This is a genomic window from Lunatimonas sp. (assembly GCF_020832325.1).
Taxonomy (GTDB): domain Bacteria; phylum Bacteroidota; class Bacteroidia; order Cytophagales; family Cyclobacteriaceae; genus Lunatimonas.
The window spans coordinates 35,022-55,254 of sequence record NZ_JAFIEU010000044.1; the positions used below are offsets into that span (position 1 = coordinate 35,022).

The 20,233-nt window shown below is 47.6% G+C and carries 16 protein-coding genes; 11 read left to right on the forward strand and 5 right to left on the reverse strand.

What is annotated here, in order from left to right; translation table 11 throughout:
- The first annotated feature begins 139 nt into the window (after window positions 1–139).
- The 8 genes from JJU34_RS21875 (at window position 140) to JJU34_RS16320 (ending at window position 12,140) form a co-directional block, all read left to right on the forward strand.
- A complete protein-coding gene (locus JJU34_RS21875) occupies window positions 140–1,201 on the forward strand; it encodes a FecR domain-containing protein (RefSeq protein WP_228693466.1) in 1,062 nt (353 codons plus the stop codon).
- A 54-nt stretch (window positions 1,202–1,255) separates the two neighbouring features.
- Window positions 1,256–4,750, forward strand: a complete 3,495-nt coding sequence (locus JJU34_RS16290; protein WP_228693467.1) for a SusC/RagA family TonB-linked outer membrane protein — start codon at window positions 1,256–1,258, stop codon at window positions 4,748–4,750.
- A gap of 20 nt (window positions 4,751–4,770) precedes the next feature.
- The gene (locus JJU34_RS16295) at window positions 4,771–6,294 is read left to right on the forward strand and encodes a SusD/RagB family nutrient-binding outer membrane lipoprotein (RefSeq protein WP_228693468.1); all 1,524 of its coding nucleotides are present in this window, start codon (window positions 4,771–4,773) and stop codon (window positions 6,292–6,294) included.
- 61 nt (window positions 6,295–6,355) lie between these two features.
- Entirely contained in the window at window positions 6,356–7,135 is a 780-nt protein-coding gene (locus JJU34_RS16300) for an aldolase/citrate lyase family protein (protein ID WP_228693469.1), read from the forward strand.
- Between the two features lie 5 nt (window positions 7,136–7,140).
- Window positions 7,141–8,586, forward strand: coding sequence for an SLC13 family permease (locus tag JJU34_RS16305; protein WP_228693470.1), 1,446 nt, complete (start codon window positions 7,141–7,143; stop codon window positions 8,584–8,586).
- A 29-nt stretch (window positions 8,587–8,615) separates the two neighbouring features.
- The gene (locus JJU34_RS16310; RefSeq protein ID WP_228693471.1) at window positions 8,616–9,797 is read left to right on the forward strand and encodes a mannonate dehydratase; all 1,182 of its coding nucleotides are present in this window, start codon (window positions 8,616–8,618) and stop codon (window positions 9,795–9,797) included.
- Between the two features lie 56 nt (window positions 9,798–9,853).
- A complete protein-coding gene (locus JJU34_RS16315; RefSeq protein WP_228693472.1) occupies window positions 9,854–10,795 on the forward strand; it encodes a 2-hydroxy-3-oxopropionate reductase in 942 nt (313 codons plus the stop codon).
- Window positions 10,796–10,835: 40 nt separating this feature from the next.
- Complete coding sequence (locus JJU34_RS16320; RefSeq protein ID WP_228693473.1) at window positions 10,836–12,140, forward strand: enolase C-terminal domain-like protein; 1,305 nt, start codon at window positions 10,836–10,838, stop codon at window positions 12,138–12,140.
- Window positions 12,141–12,252: 112 nt separating this feature from the next.
- Here the strand turns inward: JJU34_RS16320 and JJU34_RS16325 are convergent, their stop codons facing one another.
- Window positions 12,253–12,783: a YdeI/OmpD-associated family protein gene (locus JJU34_RS16325; RefSeq protein WP_228693474.1), complete on the reverse strand. Its 531-nt coding sequence runs from the start codon at window positions 12,781–12,783 to the stop codon at window positions 12,253–12,255.
- Between the two features lie 88 nt (window positions 12,784–12,871).
- On the reverse strand, window positions 12,872–15,286 hold the full coding sequence (locus tag JJU34_RS16330) for a penicillin acylase family protein (protein WP_228693475.1): 2,415 nt from the start codon (window positions 15,284–15,286) through the stop codon (window positions 12,872–12,874).
- Window positions 15,287–15,385: 99 nt separating this feature from the next.
- Here JJU34_RS16330 and JJU34_RS16335 point away from each other — a divergent pair, with 99 nt between their 5' ends.
- From JJU34_RS16335 to JJU34_RS16345, 3 genes are read left to right on the forward strand one after another with little or no spacing between them, the layout of a single operon-like run.
- The gene (locus tag JJU34_RS16335) at window positions 15,386–15,865 is read left to right on the forward strand and encodes a hypothetical protein (protein ID WP_228693476.1); all 480 of its coding nucleotides are present in this window, start codon (window positions 15,386–15,388) and stop codon (window positions 15,863–15,865) included.
- A gap of 5 nt (window positions 15,866–15,870) precedes the next feature.
- Complete coding sequence (locus JJU34_RS16340; RefSeq protein ID WP_228693477.1) at window positions 15,871–17,295, forward strand: HD domain-containing protein; 1,425 nt, start codon at window positions 15,871–15,873, stop codon at window positions 17,293–17,295.
- An 8-nt stretch (window positions 17,296–17,303) separates the two neighbouring features.
- On the forward strand, window positions 17,304–18,014 hold the full coding sequence (locus tag JJU34_RS16345; RefSeq protein WP_228693478.1) for a hypothetical protein: 711 nt from the start codon (window positions 17,304–17,306) through the stop codon (window positions 18,012–18,014).
- A gap of 497 nt (window positions 18,015–18,511) precedes the next feature.
- Here JJU34_RS16345 and JJU34_RS16350 read toward each other — a convergent pair whose 3' ends face one another.
- The 3 genes from JJU34_RS16350 to JJU34_RS16360 form a co-directional block, all read right to left on the reverse strand.
- Window positions 18,512–18,733: a hypothetical protein gene (locus JJU34_RS16350; RefSeq protein WP_228693479.1), complete on the reverse strand. Its 222-nt coding sequence runs from the start codon at window positions 18,731–18,733 to the stop codon at window positions 18,512–18,514.
- On the reverse strand, window positions 18,730–18,951 hold the full coding sequence (locus JJU34_RS16355; protein WP_228693480.1) for an addiction module protein: 222 nt from the start codon (window positions 18,949–18,951) through the stop codon (window positions 18,730–18,732). The genes JJU34_RS16350 and JJU34_RS16355 overlap by 4 nt, the downstream gene beginning before the upstream one ends.
- Before the next feature lie 952 nt (window positions 18,952–19,903).
- Complete coding sequence (locus JJU34_RS16360; RefSeq protein WP_228693481.1) at window positions 19,904–20,161, reverse strand: hypothetical protein; 258 nt, start codon at window positions 20,159–20,161, stop codon at window positions 19,904–19,906.
- Window positions 20,162–20,233: the final 72 nt, after the last annotated feature.

A 20,233-nucleotide genomic window follows, 5' to 3' on the forward strand; every position in this document is an offset into this window, starting at 1 on the left:
TCTGTAGCACTTCGATATCTCTCTCTACTACCCCGTATTCAGGCTATTTCTCGCTTAAAAAAAATAAAAAAAGTTTTGTAAATCTGGTATCATTTGAAACAAACTGCTCTTTGTAAATATATAAATGAATGATTGACTCGTGACTAACCCAAATAGCCCCATTTTTATACAACTGATCTCGGACGAAGAGTTTGTCCGTTGGGTTCGTGAGCCTAATCGGGAAACCACATTTTTTTGGGATAACTGGCGTCAAAATCATACCATATACCGGTCCGATTTTGAGAAAGCGGTGGAATTTATAAAGCGATTGGATTTCGGAAATCAGCAATTGAGCGAATCCGAATGCAATGAGTTGCTGGGGTTGATTCTGAATGCCGAGACGAGCAGGACGCCTAGGAAACCACCTTCCGGCGGTCATGTCCGTGAGTGGTTTGCCAAACAATGGGTAAGGGTAGCTGCTATCTTGTTGGTAAGCTTTATGGGTGCCTTTGGTGCTGATCAGCTGCTCCCTACATCGGTTGAAGAACCGGCCGTCCATGCACCGACCATGGTGTCTGTGAATAACCCCAAGGGCCGAAAATCAATTCTCAAGTTACCTGATGGTACCCTTGTCCATCTGAGTTATGAGTCCTCGTTGGTTTTTCCCGAACACTTTACAGGTGCTATCCGAAGGGTGGAGCTAAGTGGGGAGGCTTTTTTTGATGTGGCCCATATAGATTCGCTGCCTTTCCAAGTGGTAGCCGATGGTATTCAACTCGATGTGTTGGGCACTAGCTTCAATGTAAAGGCGAGCAAAAAAGAGTTCAATACCCAAGTTTCTTTGGTATCTGGCAGCCTGAGGGTAAACTTAATGGATAATCGGTTGCAGCGCAAAAACCACTTGTTGGTACCCGGCGAGCAGCTTTCCTTGGACCGAAAATCGGGAACCTTTTCAGTGGGGTCTTTCAATGTGGAAGCTACCATTGCATGGAAAGATGGCGTGCTGCTGTTCAAAGACACAGGTATGTTGGAGTTTTTCGAAGTGTTGGAAAAATGGTATGGTGTCAATATTCAGCTATTTGGATCGCCTCAAAAAGAATGGCAGATGAACGGACGCTACGACAACGAGCTGCTCGAGGATATATTGGTGGGTTTACAGTTTGTTTACCCGATTGATTATCAGATAAAAGGAAGGAATGTAATAATAAAATTTATTGATTGACGAATGACCTAGAAACACTCACAAATCCAATTTACCAATTAACCTAAAATAACCATGGAAGATCATTTACCACCCAAATTAAACTGCGTACGGACAGTCCTACTTGGCCTTCTTATTTTTGTAAGCATGCCATTTGTCGTCTATTCGCAGGGAATTGCCTCTTTGGCGATAGCCCGAAACAATTCCCAAGAAACCGTTGATGTGCCTGCGATGGACCGGCAGGTGTCTATGTCCCTTCAGGATGTCACAGCTAGAGAACTCTTTCGAAGTCTAGAGGCAAAAACGAATCTGCGATTTGTGTTCGATCGGGGGGTTTTGCAGTCAGAGGAACGTTTTTCCATTGAGAGAAAGGATGTGTCCCTGTACGATTTACTTCATGAAATTTCACTTCAGTCTAGGTTGCGCTTTAAGTTGGTGAATCAAAATATCCATGTGCGCTTGGATATCCCTGTAGCAGTAGCAAACACCCCGCGGGAGGACATTACAGTGAGTGGAAAAGTTACCGACGGAAATGGCCTACCACTGCCCGGAGTGTCGGTATTGGTAGAGGGCACTACACAGGGTACGGTGACAGATTTGGATGGAAATTATACCATTACTGCACCCGACGCCGGTGTTTTGGTCTTTTCCTTTATCGGTTTTCGAAACCAACGAATTGTGATAGGTACTCAAACGCTTATTAATGTGACCATGCAGGAGGATCTTACCGGATTGGACGAAGTGGTGGTGACCGCTTTGGGTATTAAGCGCGAAGCCAAGAGCTTGGGTTATGCTACCAGTACCGTCAGTCAGGATGAAATGACCATTAACCGTACGCCAAACTTCATGAATGCCCTGCAGGGTAAAATGGCGGGGGTAAATATTACCTCACTGGGCACAGGTCCTTCCGGAACCAGTAAGATCAGAATCCGGGGTCAGTCCTCTTTTGGCGGAAACAACTCACCACTGATTGTTGTGGATGGCATTCCATTGGACAATACCAATTTCGGGGCAAGAGGAGATTTTTCAGATAGAGGTAGCAACCGAACCTCGGATGGTGGAGATGGCTTAAACAGTATCAATCCGGATAATATCGAATCCATGACGGTATTAAAAGGAGGGGCAGCCTCGGCCCTGTATGGATCCCGTGCAAAAGATGGTGTGATCATGATTACTACCAAAAACCGGGGTACCGGTCGTGGCGTTACGGTAGAATTTAACTCCAATTTTACCCACGATACACCCATGGATTTTCGAGACTATCAGTTCGAATATGGGCAAGGGGAAAACGGCGTTCGGCCAACTTCTCCCTTTCCAACCTCCGGTGTATGGAGTTTTGGCGAGCGGTTTCAGCCAGGCATGACCCATATCCTGTTTGATAACTTGGAGGTGCCCTATGAACCGCAGCGAAATCAGTTCAGGGAATTTTACCGAAATGGCTATACCTGGACCAACTCCTTTTCGGTGGCCTCATCCGGCGATAATGGTGGCTTCAACCTGATGATTTCCAACATGGATAATCAATTGATCATGCCCAATTCCGATTTTAACCGGAAGACTGCAAACTTCGGGTTTACACAAACCGTGGGGAAAAAGCTCAACATTTCAGGAAACATCAACTATTCAAAAGAATACAGAAGAAATCCGCCCAATATAGCGGAACAGGATTACAGCCCGGTGATCATTTATACATTGGCTAATTCCATGCCCATGCATGTGCTAAGGGATAATGCGGAAGATGCAAATGGCAATGAAAATGTGTGGTCTCGATTTACGAACCGAACCAACCCCTACTTTGCGCTTAAGCGCTTTGACTTGATCGACCGGGACCGAGTTTTTGGTAACATCACCGCCAAATACGATCTGGCAGATTGGTTATTTGTTCAAGGTAGGGTAGGGCAGGACTTCTTCGCAAGAGAGCAAGAATACAACCTGCCACATGGAACCCAACGTCAAGTACCGGCGCCTGCGGGTTTTGTGAACGGTCAATACGTACAGGATGCTACGAACGTACGGGAGGTCAATGCCGATTTTTTGATCAGTGCGAACAAAACCTTTGGAGACTTTGGGTTTTTGGTCAATGCGGGCGGAAATCAGATGTACAGAAGGTTCAGCAGGCACAATGTGTATGTGCAGGATTTCTTTTCGAGAGATCTCTATACGATCGGAAACAGCCGGTTAAGGGATCCCATTTACCAATTTTCGGAAAGACAGGTAAACTCCTTGTATGGTTCTGCTGAGATTTCGTTTAGAGAATTTCTATATATCAACGGCACCGTTCGCAACGACTGGTTTTCCACCCTGTCGCCTGCTAACCGTTCCATTCTCTACCCTTCCATCACAGGAAGTTTTGTCTTTTCGCAGGCGTTTGGTTCTTCACTTCCTGAGTGGATCACCTTTGGTAAGATCCGCGCAGGCTATTCAGAAGTTGGTAGTGATACGGATGTGCAGCCATATTCCAACAATCTCTTTTTTAACATCAATGCGCAGCAGTTTCCCAACTCGAACGGAGTACCGCAACCACTCGGCAGCATCGCCGGTTCCGTGGTACCCAACCCAAATCTAAGACCTATGACAGTTCAGGAAAGGGAATTTGGCTTAGAAATGCAATTGTTTGACAACCGGGTTGGCTTTGAGGTGACCTATTACCACAAGCTGTCAAAGGATCAGATTTTGCAAGCGCAGCTTTCGGATGCCACCGGATTTTTGAGTCAGTTGATCAATGTCGGAGAAAGCAAAAACGAAGGCGTAGAGATGTTGCTTAATATAAACCCCATTGTGACCCAAAACTTTCGATGGAATGCCAGTTTCAACGCGGCCTACAACATCACCGAAGTGTTGGATCTCGGGCCGGATGTAAGCGACAACAGCATCACCGTAGGTACGGCGGACTTTCACGGGGAGCTTCGCCACGTAGTTGGAAGACCTATGGCCCAGTTGTATGGTTTTGGACTTATGAGGGATGCGCAGGGGAGGATCGTTCACGATCCCGGTAACGGCCGTCCACTTCGAAATCCGGAACAGATGGAGTTTGGCAGCGCCATACCGACTTGGGTGGGTGGTTTTACCAATGGATTTGACTACAAAGGGGTCAACATGTCCTTCTTGATTGACTTTAAGCTAGGCCATAAAATGATATCTGGTACACATATCAATGCATACCGCCATGGCCTCGATAAAGCTACACTTCCCGGAAGAGATGTAGGCTATGTGGTGGGCGATGGAGTTAATCCAAATGGAGAAATCAATACTACACAGACACCCGTGCAGCTTTACTACGAATCAGTTCGCAGCTTATTACTTTCCGAGCTTTCAGTGTTTAACGCAGGGTCATGGCAATTAAGACAAATTACCCTGGGATATGACTTTAGTAAGTTGCTACCTTCCAATTTTCCAGTTAGGGGTGTGAGATTAAATGCCGTTGCCAACAATGTGGCAGTCATTAAGCAATGGGTTCCCCATATCCATCCCGACCAATTTGGGTTTCCATCGGACAACATGATGGGCTTGGAGGCTACGGGCCTTCCAGTAAGTCGCAGCATCGGCTTTAATTTAAACTTGAAGTTTTAACTTGTTAAAATTCAGATCTCATGAAATTAGTCAATAAATATATCATTCTGGTCTGCCTCCTTGTGGGGGCCGCTTGCGACAACGGATTTGATGAAATGAATATCAATCCCAATGCACTTACCTCTGTAGAGCCGGTGTTTATGTTGAATACCGCGATGGTAGCCTCCGCTCCCCAATATGGAAACCTTAGCTACGAGACGACCATTGTGAAGCAAATGATAACACCGTTCAGCGGTGTAGGTGCTGCGGCCAATTTCAATCAGGACAACCGAAATGTGGCCGCCGGAAACTGGCAAAGAGGATACCGGGAAGGTATCAAAAACCTTGTATCTGCGCTGCATGCCACCGAAGGAAGGCCGCAGTATGATAATTTACGGCAAATCCTACGTATTTGGAAAGCTTACACCTTCATGATAATAACAGATACCTATGGAGATGTACCGTATTTCGAGGCAGGTAGGGTGTTTTTAGACGGGATCACGAGTCCGGTATACGATAGGCAGGAAGATGTGTATGACGATATTCTGAAAGAACTGGATAATGCCTCCGCATCTATCAATCTATCGGGACCGGCTGTTGCATCGGAGATCCTGTATTCCGGAGATTTGGCCAAGTGGAAACGCTTCGGCTACTCCCTATTGCTCCGAGCAGCGATGAGGCATTCAAAAGTCAATCCTACCAAGGCCGCTGAGTATGTAACCAAAGCGGTGAACGGTGGATTGATGCAGTCAAATGCTGATAACGCCATCATACGGCACACAGCAAACTTCACCAACAATATTGGTGCACAGCTCAACGGTGGTCAGTCAGCGTTTTTCTATTTAGCAGAGGATTTTGTATCCTTTCTTAAAGACAATAACGACCCAAGGCTGGCTTCAATAGCCGTTAGGTATGTGGGCGCCGCTAGTGGTGCGGGTCAGGTAGCAGCGAATGCAAACAGAAACCCGGATGTTCAAATAGGCATGCCGCTAGGGTATGACAATACCACCATCAGTGCGGCTGTGCAGGCAAGTGGACTAGTCAGTCTATGGGATTATTCCCAACTGGATCGTACGCGTATGGCCGCGATTCAAGCTCCCAGCTTTTTAATCACCTACAGCCAAACCTTGCTGCTATTGGCAGAGGCTGCACATAGGGGTTGGACTGGTGGCAACGTGGCTGACCTATACGCGAGAGGTATTGAGGCGCATATGCAGCAATTGGCCACCTACGGTGCAAGCACAGCTGTGGATGCGGCGGCTATCCAGCAGTACATCCAGTCCCATCCATTAGAAGCAGGCAAAGAATTGGAGCAGATCAATACGCAGTATTGGGTCTCCACCTTTCTATTGGGGCCGGAGTCTTGGGCAAATTTCCGCAGGTCCGGATATCCACAGCTTAGTCCCAATTTATTTCCGGGAAGCGACTTACAAACAGAGCCTTTTATCCGAAGGCTGAGCTACACGGATGCGGAGCTTAACGTGAATGCAGGAAACGTGGAAGCCGCAATCGCCCGTCAGGGACCAAATATCATGGATACGAGGGTTTGGTGGGATGTGAAGTAGTATTATTTGCCATTAATTACTACTTTATAAAGCAAAAGACCAAAGGCCTTAAACCCAAACTATGAAAGGATTAAAAAGAAGATTGAAAGCAGGGGAAACGCTCAGCGGATGCTGGCTGAACCTAGGGAGTTCTGTCACGGCAGAGATTGTAGGATTGGCCGGATTTGATTGGGTTTTGATCGATTTGGAGCATGGGGCAGGGGAACCGAAGGACCTGCTCCATCAGCTTCAAGCACTGGAACATACCGGGGCGGCACCTGTGGTGCGTGTGGAGAGTGTTGCCAAACAGCGAATCCACCGGGTGTTGGATGTGGGGGCAGAAGGCGTGATGTGTCCTCAGATCAAGTCGGTCGAAGATGCTCAAACAGCAGTGATGGGAATTCACTATCCACCCATCGGACATAGGGGAGTAGCCAAAATGGTGAGAGCCACCGCATTTGGAAAGCAATTTGATGCCTACCGCCACCATACAGAAGACAATCTGGTGGGAATCATCCAAATAGAGACACGAGAAGCGGTTGAGCAAGTAGAGGAGATTGCAGGCATTGAGGGGGTGGATGTACTCTTTATTGGTCCGGCGGATCTCTCCATGTCCCTTGGGATTTTTGGCCAACTAGATCATCCCACGTTTACTGCCGCTGTGGATAGAATCGTCGCTGCTGCAAAGCGTGCCGGAAAAGCTACGGGGATACTCCTGTTTGATCCGGCAGAATTCACCAAGTACCAGCAAATGGGAATTCAATTGATTGCCTGCGGATCTGACGCCACCTTCGTTGCCAATGGCGCTGCGGAGTTGGCCAAAAAATTAAACCAACTGAAAAAGAGTACCAGCTCGACTTGACGGATATGTTACAGGATCCTTTGGTTATTTTGTTGGTAGGGATGGTATTGGTGGTGGGAGGAATCATTGCTTTCCGCCTCAATCCCTTCTTGGCGTTGCTGTTGGCAGCCTTGGTGGTGGCTTGGATGACACCGGCAGAATCCATCGTGGGCTACGGACTGAGCAGAGGCATGAGCCAAGCGGCTGCGGAAGCCTTGGCAGCCCGGCCCATCGGCGATCGTATTGCCACGGCGTTTGGTACTACTACAGGACAGATCGGTATACTGATAGCGATGGCAGCCATCATCGGAAAGTGTATGTTGGTCAGTGGTGCCGCGGAGCGGATTGTTCGATCCATTTTAGGCGTGACAGGGGAGAAGAAAGCGCCGGTTGCCTTTATCAGCGGTAGCTTCTTTTTGGGTATTCCCGTGTTTTTTGACACGGTATTCTACCTGATGATTCCCTTGGCCAAAGCGATGGCGATGAAACTGAAAGGCAATTACCTGTTGCTCGTGCTCTGTGTGACCGCAGGTGCAGCCATGGCCAATTCCTTGGTGCCACCAACGCCAGGTCCGTTGTTTTTGATTGCGGAGATGAATATCCCTATTGGGATGATGATGGTGGGTGGATTTCTGGTCGGATTAGTTACCATTGCTGTGGGATACCTGTTTGCCGTTTGGGCAAACCGGCGGTGGGAAATCCCGCTGAGGGATTCGCTGGAAGCACCCTTATCCGAAATCAAAGCACTATCGGAAAAAAACACTTCGAACTTGCCAGGCATACTGAGTTCGTTGGGACCGATCATCATCCCCCTGGGATTGATCAGTGCGAAAGCAGGGGTGGAGACTTTTTTCACCCCCGAGGCTATCGAGCAAACGACCGGAGTAGGACAATGGGTCATTGCTACCGTACTCTTTTTTGGAGAGAAAAACCTTGCCTTGATACTGGGCGCCCTTGCAGCCTTGATTACCGTAATCCGTATCAAACGGGGTGAACGGGATCAGGTAGTCAGCTCGGTACAGGCTGCATTGACGAGTGCGGGCGTAATCATCCTGATTACAGCTGCCGGCGGTGCGTTCGGTGCGATGCTTCAACAAACTGGTATCAGTAGCCGGATTGCAGACCTCACAGCAAACTATCAGATGGCCTTGATTCCACTTGCTTTCTTTATTACGGCCCTGGTGCGGACTGCCCAAGGTTCGGCTACGGTAGCGATGATTACGGCTTCGGGGATCTTGGCAGGTATGGCGACTACTGCACTGGAGTATCACCAACTGTACCTGGGGCTTTCCATTGCTTGCGGTTCCAAGTTGGTTCCCTGGATGAATGATAGTGGGTTCTGGATTGTCTGCAAAATGAGCAATCTCACCGAAAAGGAGGCCCTTAAGACCTTTTCGCCGCTACTTACGATCATGGGATTCGCTGGACTGATTGTGATTATGCTGGCGGCGAAGCTATTTCCACTTAGTTAAAATCAAAGATACATTTAACCCAAACAGATATGAAAACCCAAAATTCATCCGAGAAAAAATCCGGAACCGTTCAACGAAGAGACTTTGTAAAGCTCCTTTCTGCGGGTTCTGTAGGTGCCATCACACTGGGGCAGACCCTTTCGAGCTGCGCGCCGCCCGAGGAAACCGGCTTGGCTTCTGCACAAGCCACCAAACCAAAAAAAGTGCTGATGAAGCTTGGGTGTCAGTCCGGCGGGACGACAGAGGAAAACCTGGCTTTCAAAGCGCGGCATGGCGTATTTCATCTGGATGGAGGAATGCCTGCCTTTGTAGAGGGTAAAGGATGGGATTTAGAGGATTCCTTCCGGAAGCGCGAAGCTTGCGAAAAATACGGAATCAACTTAGATGCCTATCACCTTCCGCTGACCTCGGCAGGGATTGATCGTGTCATTATCCCGAATATTATGCTCGGCAAGAGTCCCCAGCGGGATAAAGAGATTGAAATGGTGCAGCAAATGATAGAGGTGTCTGCAAAGACGGGCATCAAGGTGTTGAACTACAATACTACGATCTTGCCGGTATTGCGCACGGAAAGAACCATTGACCCCAAAAGAGGTTTTGCCAGCTACAGCACCTGGAATTATGAAGAAGCCTTAAAAACCGAACAGCCGCTGACGGTTGCTGGCACAGTGGATATAGACGAAATGTTTGAGCGGATCACCTATTTTCTGGATCGAGTGCTACCTGTGGCAGAAGAATACAAGGTAAAACTAGCCAACCACATTGCTGACCCACCGGTAGCTGCCGGATTTAGGGGGATTACTCGATGGAACAGTCCCGACGTATTTGAGGGTATAAAGCGTTTTGCGCAACTTTACGACAGTCCATACCATGGTTTTAACTTCTGCATCGGATCCATTGCAGAAGGGTTAAAAGACCCTGCCACAGAGATTTTTCCCATTATCGAGTGGGCAGGAAAACGAAAGCAAATTTTCAATGTACACTTGCGTAATATCAAAGGAGGGTGGAATAACTTTCAGGAAGTTTACCCAGATAATGGCGACATGAACTTCTTCCACGTGGTCCGGGCCCTGCGGGACGTAGAATTTGATGGGATGGTCATGCCTGACCACGTGCCTTATTCCGACGCACCTGGTGCCAATCTGCAGGCTTTCTCCTTTGCCTATGGCCATATCAGTGCCTTGCTTCTCGCCGCAGATACAGAAGCGTGACCAAATCCAATTCAATACGGTGACTATGTTTTGCCGTTTACGTTGGGTTTAGTAACTTGGTTTGCCTTCGGGTAGAAAAAGCCCGAGTAGGTGGTAAATATTGTGTAACCGAAAGCATCATGATGAAGAAAATAGGATTTATTGGTTTGGGAATCATGGGGAAGCCCATGGCATTGAATTTAATTAAAGCGGGCTATGCGCTCAATGTGCTAAAAAGTAGCAAAGCCTCCAGCGAATTGGAAAAGGAGGGAGCAACTACTTTTGAGAGTAGCAAGGTACTTGCGGAGAAATCCGATGTGGTCATTACCATGTTGCCGGATTCTCCCGAGGTAAAAAACGTGGTGTTTGGCGCCGATGGGGTTTTTGAGGGCATTTCGCAGGGAACCATCTTCGTAGATATGTCTACCATAGCACCCTCTACCGCTCGTGAGATCTATGCCAAGTTGCAGGAAAAAGGGGTAGAAGCTTTGGATGCACCTGTTTCCGGCGGGCAGGTGGGCGCCGAAACCGGCAACCTATCGATCATGTGCGGGGGCAGCCAAGCGGCGTTTGATGCCGTGATGCCGTTGTTTCAGGTAATGGGGAAAAGTGCAGTGCTGATCGGAGATGCAGGTGCAGGTCAAATGACCAAAGCCTGCAATCAAATGATTGTTGGTATGACTATACAAGCCGTATCGGAATCATTTACGCTGGCAAAGAAAGCGGGAGTTGACTTGGCAAAAATGCGGGAAGCCTTACTGGGAGGATTTGCGCAAAGCAGGATACTGGACTTACACGGACAACGGATCATCGACCGAAATTTTGATCCCGGGTTTAAGATCAAGCTCCATCGGAAAGATATGAATATCGCGTTGGAAGCGGGGAAGGAATTTTCTGTCCCTTTGTACGGCTCTGCGCTGGTAGCCAGTCACATGGACGCCCTTTTGGCACTCGGAAACGGTGAAAAGGACCATAGCTCCATCGCCTTACTTATGGAAAAGCTATCCGGGCTTGAATAATGTTTAAAAGATTCAAATTTAATTTAACTAGCTAAATACTGTGGTTACATCTTCAGGTGCGAAGATCTGTGATATGGTAATCACGCCGATAGCCATCACGGATCCCCCATTATTGAATGCAGCAGGCGTACATGCTCCATTTGCGTTGCGCACAGTATTGGAATTGGTGACTGAAAGCGGGATAATCGGCATCAGCGAAATCCCTGGCAATGTCCAAACCAATCAGTCATTGGAGTCGGCAAGGTCCCTGGTACTCGGCATGGATCCCTTTCATCTCAATGCGCTCCAGCATCGACTTTCCGGTTATTTTGGCAAGGAGAGCGCTTCTTCCAGGGGGAATACGCCGTGGGATCAGCGCAAGCTGGTGCATGTATTCAGTGCATTGGAAGTAGCCTGTTTGGATATTCAGGGAAAGATATTAGGAAGGCCTGTGGTGGATCTGTTGGGCGGAAAGATGCGGGACAGTGTGCCTTTTGCCGCTTACCTTTTTTACAAATACGAAGGTGCAGGCGGACACCTCGGAAAATCATTGGACCCTAATGCTACAGGTTGGGCGGCGGCCCGGCAACGGAAGGCTGTGGATCCAGAAGGGATTGTTTATCAAGCCAAAGCGATGTGTGATGCATTTGGATTCCAATCCATAAAACTAAAAGGAGGGGCATTTGAGCCCAGACTGGAAACCGATTCCATGTTCGCGTTGTACGATGCCTTTGGGAAAGACGTCCCTCTCCGCTTTGATCCCAATGCCATTTGGAAACCAGAAACGGCTCTAACCTATGGAAAGGAGCTAGAGCCGATTTTGGAATATCTGGAAGACCCGGTGCGAAGCCAAAAGCATATGGCAGATTTGAGGAAACAACTGAAAACTCCACTAGCCACGAATATGTGTACTACCTCCTTTGAAGATATTCCCGAGAGTGTGCATCTTGGGTCAGAGGACATCATACTAAGCGATCACCATTTTTGGGGTGGACTAAAAGCCTCCATGGAACTGGCGAGGGTGTGTAAAACATTCGGTAGGGACCTTTCTATGCATTCAAATAGCCATTTGGGCATTTCAATGGCTGCAATGACACACCTGGGAGCAGCCCTTCCGGAAGTACCCTACGCACTGGACACACACTACCCTTGGCAATCAGAGGATGTCCTAGTCGGAGGTAAGCTACCCATTGTTGATGGCGCCGTGGCAGTGCCCTCTGGTCCGGGGCTGGGAGTGGAGTTGGACAGGGACATGCTGGCCAAGTTGCATGCTGATTACTTAGCGTGTGGACTGACCCACAGAGACGATGAAACGGAGATGCAAAAGTACCATCCCGGGTGGAAATTCGAGACCGTTAGGTGGTAAGCAGCGATGCTATTGATCTGTTCAAGGTATACAGCGGTGGCCGTTTGTGCCCCATCGAAGAGGACTGGCCTGCAAATTTAGATGGGGTAGGGTATTCAAGGGAGGTCTTTTGCTAAGGAAAAGGCCTCCCTAAATTATTGAAATATTTGATCTTTTCGTTAAGCTGTTTAAAATCCAGGTTTCCCTTTGATTCTACCAGGTGGCTGCTGATGGCCAACGCCTTATTCAACCTACTTTGGGAATTTTTGACTTTTGAAACCAGGTAAATGAGTGCGCGTTGTTTGCCCATGGTCAGCGCATGGAAATAGGCATGGGCAGCTTCGTCCTGGTGCAGAATCTCTTGGAGCTCAACCGGCATCTCATGCCCATAGGTGGATCGGTCCTTTTCCATACGAACTTGGAGAGTCTGTCCTTCACGAATGGAAAGCGAGGTAACCAAGGCTTTGTTAATCAACACAAACCAATAGTCACTGTGCTTCATCAGTGCCAGATGTAACTTGGGCGAATTTTCCACCCAAACCAGTACCCGGCGGTTGTCCCCTTCCATATAGGAATTGGCAATTGGATCAGGTACAGGTATATGAAATCTCCACAGTGTACTGTGAAAATCCATGAGAGAAGAAGAGAAGGTTATCGTTTCCAAAGGTCCTGTTTGCGTATTTGGTATGGGTTTCCTCTATTGACTTCTTGATACTAGGGGTACCGATCAAACAATCATGTCCTACACTTTTTCAATACAATACCTCCTTGCTAAAGGCTTGCTTTTCCACCTGAGACCTGGCGTATGGTACAGGGAAAAACTGATCCTGCCACCAAAGCTCAAATAGGTTTTTGTAAAATGGGCTGTCAAATCGACCGGACTGACCTGGGTTATTGGCACCCAACGTCTTTTCAAAATCACCGGTATCCACCACGATGCGGAAAGATGCTCCCGTGGTATTGTTGTCGCCATAGGCATTGGCGCCAGGCGTAAAACTGTACCCACCACGTGGAACCGGCCCTACTTCTAACTTCTTCTGCCACTCTTCCGACACCACCGTTCCCAACGGATGTCGGATCAGCGCATGTTTGTAGTCTTTTTGTCCATAATTCCATGCATTCCATTCTTTTCCAAAGCGTCTTTCCAATTCTTCCAACGCTGCCACCAGAGAAGTCGTAAGTAAATCCGATGTAGTCATCCGTTCGGTAAGTGTAGGGCTTTGCTCTTTGATCCAAGTCAGGGTTTTGGTCATCGGCAGTTCAGATAGGTAAGGTTTAACCTCTCCGGGGATTAACAAATCCGCTACTTTGGTTCTGATTTTTCGCTCCCACATCACATACACCCCTGCGGCGACAGACTCTGGGGATAGCACACAATCCCAATCGGTCAACAGTTGTTTTGCCCGAATTAACGAGGCATCCTCCAGTTTCATGGTGTCAAGGATCGGTACCAAGACGCTTGCCGGGAGCGAAAGGTAATCGTTCTGCAGGGCTCCCATGTCCTCTGGAGTGAATTTTCTCCCACTCCCCAATACCTCACGGATACGGTCCCCTCTGAATGCGTCCGCCCAGGTATAACCAAGGGCCTCAGGGTACGGATAGGTATCATCCACTTGGTTTTCATTTGCGGTGGCAATAAAGCCACTAGCTGGATTCTCTTTGTGGGGCCTTTCCAGCATGGGTAAAAAACCTTCCCAGTCGGCCATTCCATTTCCAAGGCTAACGACCAATCCCGAGTGGGTGGTTCGAATCGGAGCAATTCCGGTTGCCTGCCAGCCAATGGTACCATTCTTGTCGGCCCAGACCATGTTTTCAGCAGGTACGTGGTTATAGGTGCAGGCGTCTCTGAATTCTTCCCAGGTTTGTGCCTGGGCCATCCTCAGGCTGGCAAGGTAAGGAGCCCCACCTGTGTGCAGCCAGGCGCATTCTACTGCCACGGCCTTTTGGAGTGTTTCATCGATAAATGTCACCGGGCCATGGACAGTATAGTAATGGTGCACCACCGTATCTTTTTGGTTTTTGATCCGAAGGGTATCGGTGACCCGCTCCATGGCCATCCACTGGTTTTGGTAGCGGTAGGTATAGGGGTTTTTGGGGTCAATATCGTATACGCGCAGATCTTCCATATCGGTTTGAAAGATGGTAAGTCCCCAAGCACCCACGCCATTGTGTCCGATCGAGACACCTGGAATTTCCGGTTCTCCACCTCCCACCACATCCCAGCCGGGCGCGTGAAGTCCTACCCAATACCGCAGTGAGGGGACTGCCTGTGCCCGATGGGGGTCGTTGGCCATGATAGGAAATCCACTGTCCGATAGCGTTCCATCGACTACCCAATTGTTGCTGCCTAGGGAAGCTGCATCGGCAGATTCCAGTACCAGTTGCTCCAGGTCGAATGCGGCAGAAGCTAGCGTATCTTCAGGGTGATCCAAGCGGTAAGGGGGGGCTATATCTTCCCGACGGAATTTAACCGGACTTCTAAATGCCGTGTAGGGGGCAATGAGGTCCTTAAACAATAGTTCCTGTGGTATGGTAGGAGGAATGCTCAGGTCGGGATCGAAGGGGTGAAAGTGAAATAGTTCTTTGGTTTTTTCAGGTCCAATGAGACTCACGATTCGGGAGTAGTTAAGTTCCTGCTGCACATTCTGCAATAGACCCTGGTGCCTGGAAATGACTACCTCCCAGGTCCATTTTTCGGGTTTGATTCCCAACATGGTAAACTCCACAGGCAAGTCCTCTGGATCTTGCAAGGCTTCCTCGATGTACGTATTGATACCCTGTACAAAGGCATCCACTATTTCTTCGCCACGGGGATGGTAGTGGTTTAGTTCCAGCTGTTTGTCGCCTCTAAACCGAAACAGACGTACACCGATGTCACGTGCTAGCTCTCGTTCGCCAAATACTTCTGCCAGGGTACCGGTGGCCTGTCGTCTCCATAATTCAAACTGAAACAGTCGGTCTTTGGCCGCTAGATAGCCCTGTGCAAAAAACAGATCCTGTTCGTTTTCGGCATAAATATGGTTTATTCCCTGCTGATCGCGAATGACCGTTACTTTATCTGCCAGCTCAGGATACTTCCGTTCTTCTGTGCAGGAAGAAATAGCAAACAGGTTGGTTATAAGTAAGATACCTAGGGGAGATATCAGTTGCTTGAAATTTGTGGACATACGACAAGGCTGGTTTGGGATGGATTCCCCAGCTAGGGAGTTCCATTGGATTGGTTAATAACCTGAATTTATTTTAAAAACCCGTAAAATCCTTTTTCTTTGTGCAAAAAACCATTCATTATCGAATCCTGGATCAAGCAAATCAAAGAATTGGGTACAGTCTCTCTCCTTATTTCAGGGGGCAATATCCTATGCCTTAGTAAGTTGAGTGCCGTGAAGGCGCCCGTTTCCGAAAATGCTGTATTTTTATTGTACGACCTCTTCCAATTGAGGACAATAGCGAAGCCTTTTTCTGAGGTTTCCTTAGACATTGTGGAGTGGGCAGAAGACCCGGTGATTTTTCATACCGACGTAAACCGCCTAGTCATGAAAGACTCCTTTTCAGGTGAAATCATTAAATTTGCTGTACTGAAAGATCCCTTTTGGAAGAATAGTTTACGGTCAATAGGTGAAATAGTGGTATGTTTGCCTGATCTAAGCGAAGGCAAGGTTTGGGAGTTGCCCCATCCTTTGCCGCTATTCGGCAAGTCGGTGAAGCAACTGTACCTATCCGCAGAGGGACAGGTAAAATGGATTTGAGCTAAATGAATTATAAAGACAGACTACAGGGGTTGGAGATTTTTAACCGAGTAGGCCAATGTGCGGACTCGCTGGGATTGGAAACCTATGTGGTTGGGGGGTATGTACGGGATTTGATTCTCGAAAGGCCTTGCAAAGATATTGATTTCGTCTGTATAGGTGACGGCATCTCCCTTGCCAAAAAGGTTGCCAAAACCTATGGAGATCAGGTACCCGTAACGGTCTTCAAGAATTTTGGTACGGCGATGATCAAAGTGGAAGATTGGGAGGTAGAGTTTGTTGGAGCCCGTAAGGAGTCCTACCGGTCTGATTCACGCAAGCCGGTGGTGGAAGCCGGTACTTTGCAGGAGGATCAGGAGCGCCGTGACCTGACCATCAATGCCCTGGCCATAAGCGTAAACGAAAAGACGTTCGGGACACTTATTGACCCCTTTGATGGGTTGAGAGACATGAAGCGAAAAATTATCCGTACCCCCACGGATCCAAACATCACTTTTTCAGACGATCCACTCCGCATGATGCGAGCGGTGAGATTTGCTACGCAGCTTACCTACGACATAGAACCGGATACTTTTGACGGGATCATGCACAACGCTCATAGGCTATCGATTATATCTGGAGAGCGGATTATCGATGAGTTGAATAAGATCATCCTGACGCCAAAGCCCTCCTACGGTTTCAAATTGCTGTTTGTCAGTGGGCTCTTGCAGGAGTTTTTTCCGGAAATGGTGGAACTTCAGGGAGTGGATTCCGTCGGAGATAAATCCCATAAAGATAACTTTTACCATACCCTACAGGTTTTGGACAATGTAGCTGCTGTTTCCGATAACCTTTGGTTACGCTGGGCAGCGATTATGCACGATATTGCCAAGCCCGCTACCAAACGCTTTAACAAAAAGGTGGGTTGGACGTTTCATGGACACGAAGATAAGGGGGCAAGGATGACTCCCGGTATCTTCCGCAGGCTGAAGCTACCCATGGACGATCGGATGAAATACGTGCAAAAGCTCGTCCGACTTCATCTCAGGCCTATAGCCTTGGTGAAGGATGAAGTAACGGATTCTGCTCTGCGGCGCGTGCTGTTTGAAGCAGGAGAGGACATTGACGATCTGATGAAACTATGTAGGGCGGATGTTACGTCCAAAAACAATACCAAGGTAAAGCGTTTTCTGGCCAACTTTGACAAAGTAGAATCCAAGCTTGCCGAGGTAGAAGAAAAGGATCAATTAAGAAATTTTCAGCCACCTGTTTCAGGTGATGAAATTATGTCTATTTTTGGTCTTCGACCCTCCAAGGTAGTAGGAGAGATCAAGGAGGAAATCAAGGAGGCTATTCTTGACGGTAAGATTCAAAACAATAAAAACCAAGCATTGGAGTTAATGTACCAATTGGCAGAGGCCAAGGGATTAAAACGAGCTGAAAATAACTAATCGTAATCATGAGAAAAAGCGTTCTGATTTTAGTTGTACAATTAATCATTACAGGCGGAGTTTGGGCACAGGAGACCTCTGCCACAGCGCCTGCTGAAGTATCTGAGAGTAACCGACTTAGAAACCAAGCAGACGAGAAGATTTACCAGATGGCGCTACGATACAACGATATCAACGTAGCCAAAGTGAAGCTGTATGAACTGATGGAACGAAATCCCAGGAACCTTCGGTATCCTGAGACGCTAGCGTCCCTGTACTTTGAAATGGAGCAATACAGTTCATCCGCGTTGGTGGCCATGGACATGCTTGAGCGCGATAGTAAAAACATCTCGGCGTTGGAGATTGCCGCCTACTCATTGGAGCAGGTAGGTGCTTTGGAGCGAGCCCTGCCGCATTTCGAGAGCCTACACTTGCTATCCGGAGACCTGTTCAGCCTGTACAAGACTTCCTACTTACAGTATACGTTGAAGAAGTACGACGAGGCGATGAATTCTGTCAATATGCTTATCAAGAATAACAAGGCCGGGGAGCAGAATCTCACCTTTCCTACGGAGAATAATCAATCCCAGGAAGTAAGTATGATTGCGGCTGCATTAAACTTAAAAGGGTTGATTTACAAAGATCAAGGCAGTAATAACGAAGCGAAGGTAGCCTTCGAGGAAGCCTTACAGAAAAGTCCTGATTTTGAGCTGGCAAAGACGAATTTGGCTTCCTTATAATAAAGCAATTGTTATCCGCTCTTCCGAGGAGGCTGTTTCAGGTGATGAAACAGCCTCTTTTAGTTAATAATCAGACTGGTGGGTAACAATAGTATGCTTGGATTCCAATAATCCACGGCTATCAGACTGCCTAATCTAGCATAGGTTATCCGCGTAGCATGTACAAATTGAATAATAGGACTGTATTTTGTTGACGGATTTTTGGTTAGCCTGCCTTTTCGAACCTAATCCAGATGGATATAGAAATTGCTGGTCTTCGTCTACTAAGACGTTTTTTAGTAAGCCATTGAAAAAGGGATTACGACTGCACAGGAGGTTAGGAATAAAAGGGTGTAGCCGATTCTACAGCCAGTCGGGGGCTCTCACCCAACAGTAAGCGGTGAGATCTTTCGGGTTTCGGGCGTATTCGGGTAGAGTTCATTTCTTGTTTTTCCAGACTCTGGGATTCCTATTGGTATGCGTGACCGCAAAAACAATGATCGATTTATCCAATTCCTCTATCCGGAAATGTACCTGGTATGGAAATTGTCTACCAATATGTTTCTTACATCCAGATAGCCAACCTGACAATGCATTGGATACTTTCGGATATAATTAAGCCTTGATTTCAAAGATTCAAAAAACCGTTTGCCCAATCCCCGCTTTTCTTCATTATACCATGCTATGATTTCCTTGATATCCAAACGAGCCTCGTGGAGAAGCTTTATTTTGTAGCTCATAGCTCCTTTTCAAGATCTTTCATTACATCATCCAAGTCCAATACGCTGTCCGGATCCTTTTGATAGAAAGCTATCCGCTCATCCAACAATGCTTTGTGGGCATCGCTTATGCCTTCCTCTTGCCGATTTTTGAAAGCCTGCAACTGTTCCAGTATTGTTCGGTCCTGCAGCTCCGTGAGCCAGTGGATAAGGTCGACTTTGATTGATTGGATATCCATTCTGATTTTCTATTTGTTTCCTAAAGTTAACGATTTTTATGTTTAGTTAAGTTACGTTTACCCCAGCGGATGGTGTTTCTGTTGCGCAGGCTTCAGTTCCTCCGATCTTGTCGGCCTGTACCTCTACGTCAAGCTGGTGCTGGGAAAGTGTCTGGATTACCCGGGCTTCTTCGTCGTAGAAGATGGCGGTGGTGTAGGACTCTATGTTAGGTACCGCCTAGAAAAACAAGGTGTTAGATTTCTAAGTCGTTCTTTAGTAGGCCATTGCAAATGGCATTGAACGGATTGAGACTGCAAAGGAGCTTAGGAATATCAGGGTGTATAGGATTCTACACCCAGTTGGGGCAGTAAGGGGTTTTGGCGGGAACTGGTTGGCGGTATTGACAGGGTAGCGGCCAAAATATGCTTACGGGGCTTCGTTGTCAAGCCACGGGTTGAAACCCTCGGGCTAGGTGTAGTTTGCAACTACACCCTTCTATTAATTCCAATTTGCAATTGGAAAAGCACGGAATTACCAATAATCGACGGCTATCAAACCAATAACCCAGCATAATTCCTTGCGCTTGAACATATATAGTCTTCAGGTATTTCCACTATTCCTGCCCTTTCCGGATTCTCGTGAATATAATTCATTCTAGTTTCAATCATTTCAGTGCGGTAAAGTTCAATCGCGTGGTTTTAATCTGTTAATATTTATTTTTAAAGGCCAGATTGAATCTCGCTAAATCAATCATCTCCGCGGGGGACGATTTCCTCGTGCTCGATTTCCTGATCTCCCCCGATAGCTCGGGGTTGGTAAGCCTCTCCCATAGCTGAAAATAGTTTATTTGCATACAAATCACCAATGAAAAAAATGACCTTAATTTGTTAACGGATGTTTGGTTAGCATGCCTTTGCAAAACTAAGCCAGACGGAGTTCAAAATGGCGGACTTTTGTTTACTAAGACGTTCTTTAGTAAGCCATTGCAAATGGCAAATAAGGGATTTCGACTTTAAAGGAACTTAGAAATAGGAGGGTGTAGAGGATTCTACACCCAGTCGGAGCTGCATCGGCCACGGCCGTAAGCTGGTTGCCGGTGTAGGTATAGGTATTCACCGTCTTCTCCACCTCTCCGGAGAAGGCGTACAGGGAGGATGTCTTTACGGTGCCCGTCAGCTGATGGGTGGAGATGGTCTGTATGGGCTGGTAGTAGTTGTCATAATAGGTCACGCTGTTGATCCACTCGGTACTGTTGCCCTGCCTCCGTGATTTGGATCCCGTGGCCAGGCCTTTACACCAATT

Coding starts and splice junctions, on each gene's coding strand:
- JJU34_RS16290 (WP_228693467.1), top strand. CDS start 1,256: ATGGAAGATCATTTACCACCCAAATTAAACTGCGTACGGACAGTCCTA.
- JJU34_RS16295 (WP_228693468.1), top strand. CDS start 4,771: ATGAAATTAGTCAATAAATATATCATTCTGGTCTGCCTCCTTGTGGGG.
- JJU34_RS16300 (WP_228693469.1), top strand. CDS start 6,356: ATGAAAGGATTAAAAAGAAGATTGAAAGCAGGGGAAACGCTCAGCGGA.
- JJU34_RS16305 (WP_228693470.1), top strand. CDS start 7,141: ATGTTACAGGATCCTTTGGTTATTTTGTTGGTAGGGATGGTATTGGTG.
- JJU34_RS16310 (WP_228693471.1), top strand. CDS start 8,616: ATGAAAACCCAAAATTCATCCGAGAAAAAATCCGGAACCGTTCAACGA.
- JJU34_RS16330 (WP_228693475.1), bottom strand. CDS start 15,286: ATGTCCACAAATTTCAAGCAACTGATATCTCCCCTAGGTATCTTACTT.
- JJU34_RS16340 (WP_228693477.1), top strand. CDS start 15,871: ATGAATTATAAAGACAGACTACAGGGGTTGGAGATTTTTAACCGAGTA.
- JJU34_RS16345 (WP_228693478.1), top strand. CDS start 17,304: ATGAGAAAAAGCGTTCTGATTTTAGTTGTACAATTAATCATTACAGGC.
- JJU34_RS16350 (WP_228693479.1), bottom strand. CDS start 18,733: ATGAGCTACAAAATAAAGCTTCTCCACGAGGCTCGTTTGGATATCAAG.
- JJU34_RS16355 (WP_228693480.1), bottom strand. CDS start 18,951: ATGGATATCCAATCAATCAAAGTCGACCTTATCCACTGGCTCACGGAG.